The following is a 15948-nucleotide window of genomic DNA, read 5'->3' as shown; positions in this document are numbered from 1 at the left end:
CGAGGGAAACACTGAGTAAATCGTTGTCAGAATCAGCGTTTCCCTAGGATTTCACTCTTGTAAGATCACAAGCTGCGGTCGCACCGACATTTCCTTTCTACAGGGAAGCCGACATGCGGCCTCCCTGTGAGTTTTCCCAAAGGAGGGAACGACTATGAAAAAGTATGTATGCACTGTATGCGGATGGATTTACGATGAAGCCAAAGGTGATCCGGACAATGGCATCGCCCCGGGAACCAAGTTTGAAGATTTGCCGGCAGACTATGTATGCCCGGTCTGCGGCGCCGGAAAGGATGAATTTGAAGTTTATGAAGGATGATTGTTAATTATTGTTCATGAAAACAATAAACAATACTTGACAATAAAGACGATGTGAGGTAATATAGAATCGTAAACAAAAGGAAATCACCATTGGCCGTGATGATTCCACTCATTGTTACAAATCTTTCTCAACAACTCCAAACACCTCTAAAAAGCCTCCCTTCGGGGAGGCTTTAGGCGTCTCATGGGGAAAGCGAATGTAAAAAGGCGGTGTGACAAAACATACAGGTTTTTGTCACACCGCCTTTGCTGGCGAAAGAGGCGTCTCAGAGCTGTGCTGTGCAGTGCGGGCAGCGGGTCGCATCATCTGCGATCGCTTCTTTGCAGTAGGGGCACTTTCTAATTTCCTTTGGCGGAGCTTTCGGGAAGAAGTGGTTGATCTGCTTGATGGCGATAAAGAGGACGAAAGCAATGATCAGGAAATCAATGACTGCATTCAGGAATTCTCCGTATGCGATGACTGGGACGCCGAGCTCTTTTGCTTCGGCGAGCGTGGAGACCGGGGTATCGCTCAGAGGGATGAAAAGGTTGGAGAAATCGATACCACCCAGAAGGTAGCCCAGAGGAGGCATGATGACATGGCTGACCAGAGAAGAAACGATCTTTCCGAATGCAGCGCCGATGACTACACCGACTGCCATGTCTACTACATTGCCGCGGAGAGCAAAGTCTTTGAATTCTTTGAGCATACCCATGAGGGAACGTCTCCTTTCTAAAAAATAAAGAAATTATTTTTCATATCTTACCACAAGTGGAGGAAAGTTGGGAAGAGTATAAAATGGCAGATCGAAAAAAGAGCGCATCTGCCGAGTAATGCTATTAAGTTAAGGAAATTGTTAGCGTCGTAATGACTTTCCCTTTGGGGGAAGTGCCGAAGGCAATATGTGCAAGCGAACTGGATTTTTAGGAGCGAAGCGACGCTAAAATCCAGTGAGACGCCATTTCGAGCGCAGCGAGATGGGGCATGCCAGCGGCCATCGAACAATGTTGGGTATACCGTAGTGCTGCCCCCTCAGCCCTCCGGGCAGCTCCCCCGATGGGGAGCCAAGAACGTTCTGCCGCTTAACTTAATAGCCTTCCCCATTGGGGAAGGGGGACCGCGTCAGCGGTGGATAGGGGGCTTTCGTATATCGTCGACTTGAGACGATCTTTCCCGCTCTTTTTCATACCGCTAGAACCCTATCCGGCTCGCTTCGCTCGCCACCTTCCCCACGCGGGGAAGGCTTTGTTTCGTCGATATTGTTTTTCTCCACGTATCCTGTATTCGCTCTGACGATGCGAGAAAAGCGGCATTCTCGTATCGTAGCCTTCCCCTTTGGGTAATGCTATTAAGTTAAGGAAATCGTTAACTACGTAACGTCTTGCTTCCCCCTTTGGGGGAAGTGCCGAAGGCAATATGTGCAAGCGAACTGGATTTTTAGGAGCGAAGCGACGCTAAAATCCAGTGAGACGCCATTTCGAGCGCAGTGAGATGGGGCATGCCAGTGGCTATCGAACAATGCCCAATATACCGTAGTGCTGCCCCCTCAGCCCTCCGGGCAGCTCCCCCGATGGGGAGCCAAGAATGTTCTGCCGCTTAACTTAATAGCATTGCCCTGTTAGGGGACATAGAGACCGGGGCACTGTATTCTCTTATTTTTCTTACAGAGGTTTGACACATTCCTTTATCTATGCTATAGTATGTCCAATAAGCGATGAAGAAAAAGAGTACGCAGGGATTTCTTCTCTTAGCGAGTCCGGACAGTGCAAGCGGGCAGAGAAACTTTGCTGAAGTGCGTTTCAGAGCCAGGAGACCGAAAAGAAGTAGGCTCTCCCGGGGATTCCCGTTACAGGATCAGAGTCTGTTTGGACTTAAAGAGGCCGATGCGGTGACGCAACGGTGAAATTGGGTGAGAATCACGAGTCTTTCGTCCCATGGGGGAGGAAGGGCTTTTTTTATTGTTTGAAATGAAGATCTTGCCCGATGCGGCAATGTTTCGCGAGCCTTGCTGCATCCATAGAATCTGCTGCTGAACTCTTTTTATTGATCGCCATAGTAGGAATAGTAGGAAATGATAGGAGGAAATGATATGAATAAAAATGAGGATGTCAAAAACTTAGCACAGAGCGTGCTGAAAGAGCACCAGACAAAAAAGCAGGGACGGCAGTTTATTCTCTGGATCCTGGCATTGGTCGTGGGCGCCGCTCTGGGCTGGCTCGGGATCAAGCCTTTGAATGAGCTCTTTAATTTTATCGCGACGGTATTCACCCGTTTGTTCCAGTTCATCGCGGTACCGACGATCGCGCTCGCTGTCATCACGACACTGGCTGCACTCGGCGGCAAGAAGGAAACCGGTCGCATTTTTGCACACGCGGTCGTCTACACGCTTCTCACTACCGTCTTTGCGGCAGGTATCGGGCTTGCGATGTATCTCTGGGTGACACCGGGAAATCTGCCGACGGATCTGGCGAGTGCAGGAGCTTCGAGCGTGCCGCAGAAGCTGGGAACGGTCACATACTATGACCATATCTTGAATGTCATTCCGAATAACATTCTGCAGCCATTCCTGTCCGGCAATGTACTTGCTGTCATGCTGATCGCAGCTTCCTTTGGCCTCGGGCTTGCCTTCATGCCGAAGACGGAGAATCGCGAAGTCCTCCTGAAGGGCATCCTTGGTTTTCAGGAGCTTCTCTTTACGCTGATCAAAGCGCTTCTCGCCATTCTTCCTGTCGGCATTCTGGCTTTTGCAGGGCAGCTCTCCGCCCAGATCGAAGCAGGGGTCATCGTAGGGGCGCTCGGGAAATACACGCTCGTCATCATGGCAAGTAACGGTATCCAGTTCTTCCTTGTCCTGCCGCTCTTCCTTCTGGCTCGTGGACTGAATCCGATCGATGTTTTCAAGAAAATGTCTCCTGCCATTGCAGTCGCTCTCTTCACCAAGAGCTCTGCGGGCACACTGCCGGTGACGCTTGCCTCGGCGGAGAAGAATCTCAAAGCGGATCCAGCTGTTTCCCGCTTTGTACTTCCGATCTGCACGACCATCAACATGAACGGATGCGCAGCCTTCATACTGATCACTTCGCTCTTCGTCATGCAGAATGCGGGGATCGAGCTTTCGATGACGACCATGCTCACATGGCTCATCGTCGCAGTACTCGCAGCTGTCGGCAATGCAGGCGTACCGATGGGATGCTACTTCCTGACGCTTTCCCTCATGAGCGGTATCGGCGCACCGATCGGCATCATGGGGCTCATCCTTCCGATCTATACGATCATCGACATGATCGAGACAGCAGAGAATGTCTGGTCTGATTCCTGCGTCTGCGCGATGACTGACCATGACCTGAAAGGGAAATTGAATCACGAATAGAAAAAACCGCTGTCCGAATGGTTTCGGACAGCGGTTTTTAGGTGAGGTTCAAGGTTCAGAGGGTTCAGCGGGGGGTGCGGCACATTTCGTCATCCTGAGCGGAGAAAAACGTCGTGTGTTAAGGAAACGCTGATTCAATCGCAGAATCAGATTCCATATGGATTTTTATACATAGCTTCGTCATCATCTTGATATAGTCGAAGTCATATTTTTCTGTGAGATCGACTTCTGCCTCGGCAAGGGAGATCGGATCCTGGTCGAATGCGGAGAGGTGCATCCAGGCAGCGACCGGTACGCGGTCGACTTCTTTGCCGGCAAGGGCGGCTCTGACTCGTTCTTCTCTATTCATAAAGGGTCTTCTTTATGTATAAGAAATCATGAGATTCGCCATATTGTAGCATAGGCGGAATGGTCGCGTGATATAATGAGGGAAAAGAGGAATGGCTGCGGGTTCAGGGTTAGCCCTTGGGGCGTGCCGTTCCTTTGATTACATTTGAAAATCTCGCTTGAATGAGAAATTAGAAATGAGAAATGCGAAATGATGGTGCGGCGCATAAGAATATAGAAGCGCTGCAGAGTATAAATAATGGCGATGCCATGAGCTGACATTCAAGTCACTAGTCACCAGTCACTAGTGACTTGAGACTTCTAACCACTAATCCCTAGACACTCATTCCTCATTCGAGCCACACTTTCTTTCTTGATGCATGGGGAGAGGCTCCGCGGAGCGAACACGTTTACAATCTAGGAGCTTTTTATGAAACTGTTTCGGACACGCTTTTCTTACCTATATATATGCTTTTCTTTCTTCTTGGCGGCTGCGCTCTGGTACACGGTGAAGATAGACTGTCTGGATCGGGCAGGAGAGCTCAAAGAGGCAGGGCGCGCGCTGCTGGACTTTTGGGACGTGCCGATCCTTCTTCTGGGGACGGCGTTCTTTTCTCTTTTACTGCCCAAAGTGGTCGATCGGCTTTCCGGCTTTTCTTGTTCGAGGAGAATAGCAGCAGATCGGACATGGTTTCTTCCTGCATTCCTTCTGATGGTGCTTTGGCAGCTGCCCTTCCTTCTCTCGTTTTATCCGGCGCCGGGAATGAATGATACGGTCTTCATGATGGAGAATCCTCTCTATGCAAGCGTGCAGTTTCCCTGGCTGTATTCGGTGATATACGGCTATGGTGCGGGCTGGGGAAAGGCGGTGCTGGGGAGTCGGGAGCCGGTCATCTTCTTCTTTTCTCTGCTGCAGCTTCTTTTGATCTCCTATGGGCTTACCGCCTTTGCCTTCTGGGTGAAGGGACGTGTGCATGATCTTGCCGGATGGGGGCTGTACGGGTACTTTCTCTTTTTTCCGATGGTGGGAAATTATAGTATCGCGGCAGTGCGCGATGGCCTTTTCTCGCTGGGGCTGCTCTTTTTCGTATGGCTCTTCCTTCGGCGCGCGGAAGGGGAGCCCTGGGGGAGGGCGTCTCTTTGGATCCTTGCTGCGGCGCTTCTTGCGATGCTGCTTCGCAGCAATGGCCTCCTTGTCGCGCTGTTGGTATCCCTTGCTCTCTTTTTTCTGGAGAAGCGGAAGGAGATCCTCTTCTTTTTTATGATTTTTGCGTTGATCGCCATCGTCCCCGCCCAGGTCATCCAGCGCACCCATCACTGGGAGCCGCTCTTTCAGGAGTCTATGGCGATCCCGCTCCAGCAGCTGGGGCGGACGATGGTACTTGGCGGTGAGCGAAGCGAGGAAACGAAAACGCTGATGGAAAATCTTCTCACCGAAGAAGAGTGGAAGAAAGAATACTCACCCTATACCGTGGACTTTGTAAAGTGGCATGACCATTTCCATAGAAACTGGCTGAATGGGCAGAAAAAAGAATTCCTGTCGGCATGGGTGGATACCGGTTTGAGAAATCCGCGGATTTATGTCGAAGGCTGGCTGACGGAGACATATGCCCTTTGGAATCTGGATCCCTTCGAGTATGACGTGCAGTCGCGCTTCGGCTGGGCGCTTTCGGATGAGAATACGAAAGACATGAAGCCGGCAGACAATGACCGCATGGCGACAGGGGATTTCCCTTTGCCGCTTTGGCTCAAGGCGGGGCTTGCGAATGTCTCGTATGAGGGAAGCCATTTCATCGGGACAGGGCTTTCGCTCTGGGTCGCGCTCTTTCTGGGGCTCGTCTGGATCAGACAGGGGAAAAAGGAATATCTCTGGGCGCTTTTGCCGCTTCTAGTGAATACAGCCACTCTCCTCCTCTCCACGCCGGCCTCCTCCGTTTTCCGCTATTCCTTCGCCTATGTCCTCTGCCTGCCCGTGCTGGGAATCCTCACGGTGGTGGGACGTAGTGAAAGTGAAGGGTGACAAGGGAGATGGGTTCAAGAGGTTCAATGCGCCGCACTATCCCCTGAGAACCTTTAGAACCCGCCACCCTCTTTCATCCCCGATCAAGGTACAGCACGCCCCTTGGGCTAACCTTGAAGTTTGAGAGCAAGAATGAGTGACTAGTGACTGGTAGCTAGGGATTAGGAACTATTAGATATCCGATCATTGATCTTTCATACCATAGTCACCCTATCCGCCCCTTCGGGGCACCTTCCCCTAGAGGGGAAGGCTAAGTATACTCCGCGGCGCTTAGATCCTTCGACTCAGTTCTCCTGTTTCAGATAAGCCATTTTTAAGGAAACACTGATCAAATCGTTATCAGATTTCATTCTTGGATTTTTATACAGAGCGAGGAGACAGGGGGCGCGAATACCGAGCTATGTAAGGAGAATGTCGACGACACTATGTATAAAAATCCATATGAAATCTGATTCTGCGATTGAAACAGCGTTTCCTTAACACACGACGTTTTTCTCCGCTCAGGATGACGAAATGTGCCGCACTATCCCCTTAGAACCCTGAACCCTGAACCCTTAAAACCCATTATACCTGTTGTCCCTAGTCCCTAGTCCCCAGTCACTATTTCCCAAAGGAGCCCTCTCTATGAATGAATCACAAAAAGCTGCTATCCACTCCGAAGGTCCCACGCTTTTGATTGCGGGACCAGGGACGGGAAAGACCTATACCATCATTCAGCGCGTACTTTACCTCATCCGCGAGAAGAGGGTGAAGCCGGAAGAGATCATGCTGGTCACGTACACACAGAAAGCATCGAAGGAGCTGACGACGCGTCTCACGGATGTGCTGTCGAAGGCGGGCATCGAGGTGAATCTGCATGAGATGTACATCGGTACCTTCCATCACATTTGCCGAAAGATCCTGAAAGAGTTTCAGGAGTATACCCATCTTCCGAAGAATTATCTGGCAGTGGACCAGTTTGAGCAGCAGTACCTGGTGTATGAGCATCTTTCGGAATTTGCGGCGATCCCGGATTTCCGCCGTGTGGTACAGGATTCCTATCTGAAGCAGGGGAAGCTGATCGGTATTTCTCCATGGCGCCAGTGCCAGACGATCTGCCGCTATGTGAATGGTCTCTCCGAGGAGCTGCTCTTGCCGGAAGAGATGCGGCGGACATGCGGGAATCAACTGGGCGGACGCATAGAAGTGCTCGCACGGATGATGATGAAGTACACGCGCCTCGAAGAGGAAAGGCATTTCATTGATTTCTCCCGCCTGCAGAAGGAGACATATGCGCTTCTTTCTTCCTATCCGGAGATCATTGACCAGCTGCAGAAACGGATCCGGTACATCATGATTGATGAGTATCAGGATACGAATTTCATCCAAGAGCAGCTCATCCGTCTTCTGGGAGGCTCTTCGCAGCAGATCTTCGTGGTGGGGGATGATGACCAGAGCATTTATCGCTTCCGCGGGGCGTCCATCGGAAATATTCTGGGATTTTCGAAGACCTATGAGACATGCCATACATGCAAGCTGGATACGAATTATCGTTCGCATCCGGGAATTGTCGGCTTCTGCATCGCATGGATGAAACGGCAGACGAAGTGGCGGGGGCCCGATGGGCGCTTCTATCGCTATCTGAAAGGGGAGATCAAGGCTGCTTCTGCGGAGAAGGGGACGCCGGTCCTTCGCATCACGGGAAGAAGCCGGACGGAGTGCTATACGAGGGTCGCTGATTTCATCGAAGGACTAAAGAAGCGGGGGCAGATCTCCGACTACAATCAGGTGGCGGTGCTCTGCTCCTCGGTGAAGAATCCGAATTCCCTCGTGCTGCAGAGCCAGCTTTCGCGAAGGGGCATCTCATCTTATGCACCGAGGGCGGGCAGGTTCTTTGAACGAAAAGAAGTGAAGTGGCTGATCGGCGCGCTTCTCCTGCTGTTTCCTGAGTTCACAGATGCGATGGAAAATGAGACGGAGATGCAGGAGACGAAGGGGATTCTCGAGCTGTACATGGCCTGCATGGGTGTCGCGAACATGATGCTTGCGCGGCCGGAGCATAAGGCACTGAAAGACTGGATCGACCGGACGAAAAGCTTCATTTCTTATGAAAAGAAGCTTCCTTTCTCCTTTTTGCACCTGGTTTATCAAATATTTGCATTCGAGCCTTTTTCAGGGCTCTTGGATGGCGCTGTGAAGGGTGAGTCGAATGAGGCAAGAAATCTCTCTGCCATTACGCGCCTCATCCAGCGCTTCGGATTCTTCCTGCCGGAAAATCATGGGCATGGCGAGGAAACGATAGCGGATGTGCAGCTCTTCTTCTCCCGCTATCTTCGGCTTTGGTTTGAAAATGGCGTCAATGAGTACGAAGATGAGGAGCGCTATGCGCCTTCCGGTTCGGTGTCTTTTCTGAACATCCACCAGTCAAAGGGGCTGGAGTATCCGGTCGTGATCGTGCCATCGCTCGAGGACTATCCACGCTGGCAGGCAGAAAGCGACCTGATCACCCGTGTGGTGGAGACGGCCGCAGGGAGAAAGCCCTGCGAGCCGCTGAACGATACGAAGGACTTCGACTTCTGGCGGAAATACTACACGGCTTTTTCGCGTGCAGAGACACTCCTCGTCCTCGCGTCTCCACTGGGGAAAAATGAGATATCCGAGGTTTTCCGTCCTGTCATGGAGCAGCTTCCTGAGTACGATGCGGAGACTGCAGACTACCAGCATCTTCGATGCCGTCCGGTGGGGCGGAATGTATGTAAGCCGCGTTTCGCCTTCACGTCGCAGATCGCCCTTTATGAAGAATGTCCGATGAAGTATCTCTGGCATCGCGTCTACCGTTTCGCAGGCACGCAGGGGAGCCATGCCATGTACGGCGAGCTTGTCCATGAAACGATCGAGGATATCCACCGCGCTGCCCTTCGCGGAGAGGCCGATCGCGTAACGCCCTCTGTGATCTACGGCTGGATGATGGCGAATTACATTTCCCTGTCTGATAAAGAAAATAGCTGGCTCCCTGAGGCAAAACTGAAGCAGGCCTTTTCAGAGATTCGTGGATATGTGGATTTCCGTAAAGGGAACTGGGAGGATGCGCTTGCTGCCGAATGCCCTCTTGAGCTGGTCAAAGATGACTACATTCTGAACGGCACCATCGATCTTCTCTCGGGAAATGGGGATCAGGTACGGGTCATAGACTTCAAGACAGGAAAGAAACCGCCGATGGACAGTCCCCTGATGGAGAAATACCTGAGCCAGCTCGAGGTATATGCCTACCTCGTCGAAACGAAACTCGGCCGCTCCGTGGAAAAGCTCGTCCTGTACTTCACCAGTGATGGTAAGGATCCATGCGTTGTTTTTCCTATGAGCAAAGAACGCGTGGAGAAACGGATGGAGGAATTCGACAAGACGTCGAGGCGGATCCTGGCGCGTGATTTTGCGCGTCGCTGTGAAATGAAAAAGAACGAGCTTCCGACGGCGTGCCGGTTCTGTGATTTCAGAAAATATTGTGGAAGATAATGGGTTCGGGGTTCAGGGTTCAGGGTTCGGGGGGGTAGTCATGGGGGCGGGTCGCCCTTTGATTCCATTTGAAAACCTCGTTTGATTGAGAAATGAGAAATTAGAAATGGTGGTGGCGGCTTCGCCGCAAATATATATTTTGCAGCGAAGCTGCCACCACAACCCTGAACCCATCAACCTGAACCCTGAACCCCTAAACCCTAAACAATAAATCTGCGATTATGATAAGCATGATACATAATGAATATTGTATCAATACCTATCTATTCATATCATTTATTAAAACCATGATTGATACCAATTCATACAGGCTATTGATTTTGCACCTTTCACTGGTTAAAATAGTACTATCAAACGCTAAAAGCGCATCAGAATGACGCGATCATCGCGTTTATTCTATTTTATTGAGAGGGAGAATCTCATGAGACGAATCCATAAAGTACTGGTAGCCAACCGCGGCGAGATCGCGATCCGCGTATTCCGAGCCTGCAGTGAAATGGGCATCCGCACCGTAGCTATCTATTCGAAAGAAGATATCCTGTCCCTGCACAGAAACCGTGCGGACGAAGCCTACTTGGTCGGTGAAGGGGATAAGCCGATCGACGCATACCTTGACATCGAAGATATCATCCGTATCTGTAAGGAGCATGACGTCGATGCCATTCATCCGGGCTACGGCTTCCTTGCTGAAAATGCGAAGCTCGCTCAGCGCTGCGAAGAAGAAGGCATCATTTTCATCGGTCCGAAGGTCGAACATCTCATCATGTTCGGTGACAAGGTGAATGCCCGCATTCAGGCAGAAAAAGCGCAGATCCCGATGATCCCGGGGACCAAGGGCGCGGTTCACAGCTTTGATGAAGTGAAGGCTTTCGCAGAAACCTACGGATTCCCGGTCATGATCAAGGCTGTCAACGGCGGCGGCGGACGCGGCATGAGAAATGTCGACCGCATGGAAGATCTGGAAGAAGCGTACAACCGTGCGCGTTCCGAAGCGAAGATGGCTTTCGGTGATGATGAGGTCTATGTCGAACGCTGCATCATGAACCCGAAGCATATCGAAGTACAGGTCATGGGGGATGAGCACGGCAATGTGGTGCATCTCTTCGAACGTGACTGCTCCATCCAGCGCCGTCACCAGAAGGTCATCGAAATGGCGCCGGCGTGGTCTCTTCCGAAGGCACTCAGAAAGAACATCTGCGATGCAGCTGTCAAATTGATGAAGAATGTCCACTATGTGAATGCCGGCACGGTCGAATTCCTGGTCGATCAGGATGAAGAGCACTTCTATTTCATCGAAGTCAATCCGCGTGTCCAGGTCGAACACACCGTCACGGAAATGATCACCAATGTGGATATCGTAAAGAGCCAGATCCTCATCGCTGAGGGCTATGCTCTTGACGGGCCGGAGATCGCCATTGGCCAGCAGGATGAGATCTGGTACAAAGGCGTTGCGATCCAGTGCCGTATCACCACGGAAGATCCGCAGAACAATTTCATGCCGGATACCGGTAAGATCATCGCCTATCGTTCCGGCGGCGGACCTGGCATCCGTCTCGATGCCGGCACGGCTTACACCGGTGCCGTCATCACCCCGTACTATGATTCTCTCCTCGTCAAAGTCACCGCGCATGCCCTTCATCCGAAGGACACCATCCACAAGATGCTCCGCTGCATGGAAGAATTCCGCATTTCCGGTGTGAAGACGAATATCTATTTCCTGCAGAACATGCTTCGTACCCGTGATTTCCAGGAAGGGCTCTGCGATGTCAACTACATCGACAGAAACCCGTGGCTCCTGCAGGAACCGGATATGATTTCCGACCGCGGCACGAAGCTGCTCTCCTACATCGGAGACATCACCGTCAATGGCTATGCCGGCGCCGGCCATCAGGAAAAGCCGGATTTCAATCCGCTTCCGCTGCTCGATGCAGACAAGATCGAAGCACCGAAGGGTACCCGTCAGCTGCTCGATGAAATGGGACCGGAGAAATTCTCCAAGTGGGTCATGGACCAGAAGGAAGTCATGTTCATGGATACCACGTACCGTGATGCGCACCAGTCTCTGCTCGCGACCCGCGTCAGGACCCATGACATCATGAATGCCATCCATTATACGGCGGTCCATGTCCCGCAGCTCTTCTCCTTCGAGAACTGGGGCGGCGCGACCTTCGACGTGGCTTATCGTTTCCTTGATGAAAGCCCGTGGGAACGCCTTCGCCAGATGAGAAAAGCCGCACCGAACATCCTCTTCCAGATGCTGACCCGCGGTGCGAATACCGTCGGCTATACCAACTATCCGGAAAATGTGATCCGTCACTTCATCGATCAGGCGGCTGACAATGGTGTCGACGTCTTCCGTATCTTCGACTGCCTGAACCAGCTCAGCCATATGACCGTCACCATCGACGAAGTCCGCAAGAAAGAAAAGCTCGCTGAAGCCTGCTTCTGCTACACCGGCGATATCATGGATCCGAACCGCCAGAAGTACTCCCTGAAATACTACACCGACCTTGCGAAACAGATGCAGGATGCCGGTGCGAATATCATCGCCATCAAAGATATGGCAGGTCTCCTCAAGCCGGAAGCTGCCTATGCCCTGATCTCTGCGCTGAAAGATGCTGTCGATCTCCCGATCCATCTCCATAGCCATGAAGGCGGCGGATGCACCCTGTACTCCTATGCCAAAGCCGTCGATGCAGGCGTCGATATCTTAGACGTTGCGACCGGCGCACTCTCTGGCGGTACCAGCCAGCCGTCCATGACCTCCATGTACTACGCACTGCAGAATAACCCGCGCCAGCCGCAGCTGGATATCGATGCGCTTGAGACCATCGACCGCTACTGGCAGGGTGTCCGTCCGTACTATGCAGGTGTCGACTCCAAGATGACGAATCCGAATACGACCCTTTACCAGCATGAAATGCCTGGCGGACAGTACTCGAACCTGCGCCAGCAGGCAACGGCTGTCGGTCTCGGAGCCCAGTGGCCGGAAGTCTGCCGCATGTATGCGAAGGTCAATATGATGTTCGGCGATATCATCAAGGTCACTCCGTCCTCCAAGGTCGTCGGCGATATGACCCTCTTCATGGTACAGAACCATCTGACCGAGAAGGATATCTATGAAAAGGGAGATACCCTCGACTTCCCGCAGTCCGTTGTCGACTTCTTCGACGGCAAGCTCGGCATCCCGTATGGCGGCTTCCCGGAAAAACTCCAGCAGATCATCCTGCGCGGACAGAAGCCGCACCTCGAAAGCCAGCCGGAGAATGTCGACTTTGAAGAAGTCAAGATGGAAATGAAAGAGAAGCACATCCCGACCCGCGAAGAAGATGTTTCCTCCTACTGCATCTATCCGAAAGTCTTCTCCGACTACATGGATCGCTATCATAAGTATGGCGACCTCTCTCTCCTTGATACGCCGACCTATTTCTTCGGCATGAAAGTCGGTGAAGAAATCCGCATCAACATCGATGAAGGCAAGATGCTCCTTGTTCGCCTTGATAATGTCACAAAACCAGACTTGGAAGGCAACAGAGAGCTTCAGTTCGAGCTGAACGGCATGCCGCGCGAGATCAAGATCCACGACGCTCATGTGGCAGAGTCTGCGAATACCTCTAGAAAAGCGGACAAGGACGTACCGGGCGAAGTCGGTGCGACACTCTCCGGCTCCGTGGTAAAACTCCTCGTCGAAAAAGGCTCCTCTGTCAAGAAGGGCGACCCCGTCATCGTCACCGAAGCGATGAAGATGGAAACCACCATCACCGCGCCGATGGATGGTATCGTGAGTGAGATCCATGTCAAGGCTGGTCAGCGCATCGAATCCGGCGACCTCCTCATGGTTATCGAATAAGATAAATACATAGCGCTTGAAAAAACCGCTCTGCCAAAGCAGGGCGGTTTTTGATCGTGAGAGCAACTAGGGGCGCATTGATTTTCTTATCCTCTTTTTGCTAAAATATAGACAATAAAGGAGGATGAAAACCGTGTTCACATTTTACAAAAATTCGCAGAAGGGGCAGGATCTTGTCGAGTATGCGCTGATGCTCGCGATCATCATCGGTATCGGATGGGGGATCTACTCCCAGACAGGAGTCGCAGACTCGATCAAGAATGTGTTCGGAAATGCATCGAGCCTTATGGAGACGGCAAAGAAACAGGGAGTGAACCTGAATTGGGATGAGATCTTGAAGCGTCTTCGTGAAGTGCAAAGCAAGGATGCTTATAACTCAGGAAATACGACATCGGGAATGAGTTATAAGCGTGGGATGATTCAGTCTGGTTGGCTCACGGATGAAGACAAGACGGACAGCACGATCGGGAAGCTGGCCACGGAATTGGGTGCGACCATGTGGACATTTTATAATGGCGAAAATCAAGGAAAGTTGGGAACTGAAGGTGGCGGATTGTATTGGACGACGGAAGATCTGAAATCCGCTGAGTTGCATGCCGAGGGGAATAACCCTTATAGCAAGGAAACCGTTCTTTCCTATCGCTATGATCCATTGACGGAGAAGTACTACGTACTTGAAAATCGAGCTTTTGTGAATCAGATCGGTAGAAATTGGGCCTTTAATAACAATGCTTTAGCGCAGGCACCGAGCGAATATGAAAAGCCTGCGGCAAACGTATTAGGCACCTACAGCACCTATGAGGAAGCACAGAAAAGGTACGAGGAAGTGAAGGCTGAGCATGGGGGAAAATACATTTATATGGGGACAACACAAACGAAGTAAGAAAATACGGATGGCACCGGATTGTGCGGCTTCATCTGTGTTTCCTTAAGGATGCAGCATAGGTGTGCATCCTTTCCGCTCCATGTTCAAACTGTTCAGTATAGTGAACAAATTTCCAAAAATGGAAAAACCTTTCACTATACTGAACAGTTTTTTGATTTTTGGAAAACTTTTCAGTATAATGAACCAAAAGAGGTGAGACAGATGATACTACGAGAACATTACATTTCCCAGATCCGTCCATTCTATGACAGTGATCTGATCAAGATCATCACAGGGATTCGCCGCTCCGGGAAATCGGTCATATTGAGTCAGATCAAAGAGGAGCTGGAGCAAGCGGGACGGCAGGTTCTTTCTCTAAATTTCGAAAACACGCGGCTGCTGCGGGAGATTCCTGATGCAGACAGCTTGATTTCCTATGTGCTGGTCCGACGAAAGGAGGGCAAGTGCTATGTGTTTCTGGATGAGGTGCAGTTGGTCAAGGATTGGAATCTAGCCTGTCGCACGCTGCGTCTGGAGGAAATTTCGCTCTTTGTTACGGGCAGTAATTCCAAATTGTTGTCGAAAGAATTCACCAAGGAATTGTCGGGGCGATATGTGGCGTTCTGCATACGGCCCTTCGTGTACAAAGAGATAGCAGCGTATGCCAAAGAACTCGGAGAAGAGGCGCCGATCAGTGAGTACCTTATTTATGGAGGATTTCCGAAGCGTCTGGAATTTCGGGAGAAAGAAGCCATGCTGCGATACTTGGAGGATCTGCACCGGACGATTGTCTTGAATGATATTATGAATCGATATCAAATCCGCAAGGCGGAAGTGTTCCGGCGGTTGGTCGAGTACATCATGGTTTCGAATGGGCGTATCTTCAGTGCCAATTCGATTTCAAAATATCTGCGCAGTCAGAAAGTACAGATTTCTGTCAACACGGTCATGAAGTACTTGGGGTATCTGGAGGAGGCATATGCGATTCGCCAAGTCTCACAGTATTCTCTGAAAGCAAAGAAGAAACTGGACTTTTTTGAAAAGTTATATGATGAAGATGTGGCCTTCAATACGATTCATCAGCCGTTTGGACGCTATGATGTGACGCATAATCTGGAGAATGTGGTGTATAACGAGCTTATCTATATGGGTTATGAAGTGTATGTATATAATAACAGGGGACAGGAAATCGACTTCATCGCAGACAAAGGGCAGAGGGAGTATCTCATCCAGGTGGCATACACGGTGGCGGAAGAGAAAGCGTATGACAGAGAGATGGGGGCGTTTGCGGGACTTGATAATGCGCGAGAAAAAATCCTCATCACAAATGATGATTTTGATTATTCGACCAGTACCGTGCGTCATGTGAAACTCAAAGATTTTCTTCTCATGCAATCATTGGATGAGAAATAGATCGATGGATCAAACTGTTCAGTATAGTGAACAAATTTCCCAAAATGGAAAAACTTTTCACTATGCTGAACAGTTTTTTGATTTTTAAAAAAGTTTTCAGCAAGAGTGGACAGGGATGCAAACGTCCGGCCTTCGGGCATCGCCTCATATAAATATGCGGCGAAAGCCGCCACCTTCTCCGTTGAACCCGTTGAACTTGGGATTTACATTCCATTTACAATCTAAACTAGACTTGTACACCACTCATCCTTTCCTTTTTACATCCATCCTTTAGACTACAACTATCAACGCAAGAGAAAACAAAAATAAA

9 protein-coding genes and 1 other annotated feature are annotated in these 15948 nt (G+C 50.7%); of the genes, 7 read left to right on the top strand and 2 right to left on the bottom strand.

Annotation, left to right across the window (positions count from 1 at the left end; translation table 11 throughout):
- Positions 1–154: 154 nt before the first annotated feature.
- Positions 155–319, top strand: a complete 165-nt coding sequence (rd, locus tag ACGG9R_RS07475; protein WP_022106238.1) for a rubredoxin — start codon at positions 155–157, stop codon at positions 317–319.
- 268 nt (positions 320–587) lie between these two features.
- Here the strand turns inward: rd and mscL are convergent, their stop codons facing one another.
- Positions 588–1016: a large-conductance mechanosensitive channel protein MscL gene (mscL, locus tag ACGG9R_RS07470; RefSeq protein WP_390153420.1), complete on the bottom strand. Its 429-nt coding sequence runs from the start codon at positions 1014–1016 to the stop codon at positions 588–590.
- 990 nt (positions 1017–2006) lie between these two features.
- Positions 2007–2239, top strand: a binding site (T-box leader).
- A 151-nt stretch (positions 2240–2390) separates the two neighbouring features.
- On the opposite strand from mscL, the gene ACGG9R_RS07465 reads away from it, so the two are divergent.
- Positions 2391–3671, top strand: coding sequence for a dicarboxylate/amino acid:cation symporter (locus ACGG9R_RS07465; RefSeq protein ID WP_390153417.1), 1281 nt, complete (start codon positions 2391–2393; stop codon positions 3669–3671).
- Between the two features lie 118 nt (positions 3672–3789).
- Here ACGG9R_RS07465 and ACGG9R_RS07460 read toward each other — a convergent pair whose 3' ends face one another.
- Positions 3790–4020: a hypothetical protein gene (locus tag ACGG9R_RS07460; protein WP_390153414.1), complete on the bottom strand. Its 231-nt coding sequence runs from the start codon at positions 4018–4020 to the stop codon at positions 3790–3792.
- Between the two features lie 408 nt (positions 4021–4428).
- Here ACGG9R_RS07460 and ACGG9R_RS07455 point away from each other — a divergent pair, with 408 nt between their 5' ends.
- The 5 genes from ACGG9R_RS07455 to ACGG9R_RS07435 all read left to right on the top strand — a co-directional run bounded on the left by ACGG9R_RS07455 (position 4429) and on the right by ACGG9R_RS07435 (position 15638).
- Entirely contained in the window at positions 4429–6018 is a 1590-nt protein-coding gene (locus tag ACGG9R_RS07455) for a DUF6020 family protein (RefSeq protein ID WP_390153411.1), read from the top strand.
- A gap of 624 nt (positions 6019–6642) precedes the next feature.
- On the top strand, positions 6643–9510 hold the full coding sequence (locus ACGG9R_RS07450; RefSeq protein WP_390153408.1) for an ATP-dependent helicase: 2868 nt from the start codon (positions 6643–6645) through the stop codon (positions 9508–9510).
- A gap of 421 nt (positions 9511–9931) precedes the next feature.
- A complete protein-coding gene (locus ACGG9R_RS07445) occupies positions 9932–13360 on the top strand; it encodes a pyruvate carboxylase (RefSeq protein WP_390153406.1) in 3429 nt (1142 codons plus the stop codon).
- Between the two features lie 133 nt (positions 13361–13493).
- On the top strand, positions 13494–14243 hold the full coding sequence (locus ACGG9R_RS07440) for a hypothetical protein (protein ID WP_390153403.1): 750 nt from the start codon (positions 13494–13496) through the stop codon (positions 14241–14243).
- A gap of 204 nt (positions 14244–14447) precedes the next feature.
- Entirely contained in the window at positions 14448–15638 is a 1191-nt protein-coding gene (locus ACGG9R_RS07435) for an ATP-binding protein (RefSeq protein ID WP_390153400.1), read from the top strand.
- Positions 15639–15948: the final 310 nt, after the last annotated feature.

The organism is Dialister sp. i34-0019-2H8, assembly GCF_042846925.1.
Lineage (GTDB): Bacteria > Bacillota > Negativicutes > Veillonellales > Dialisteraceae > Dialister.
The sequence above is the reverse complement of the archived record's forward strand: the minus strand, read 5'-3'. Positions and strand labels throughout refer to the sequence as shown.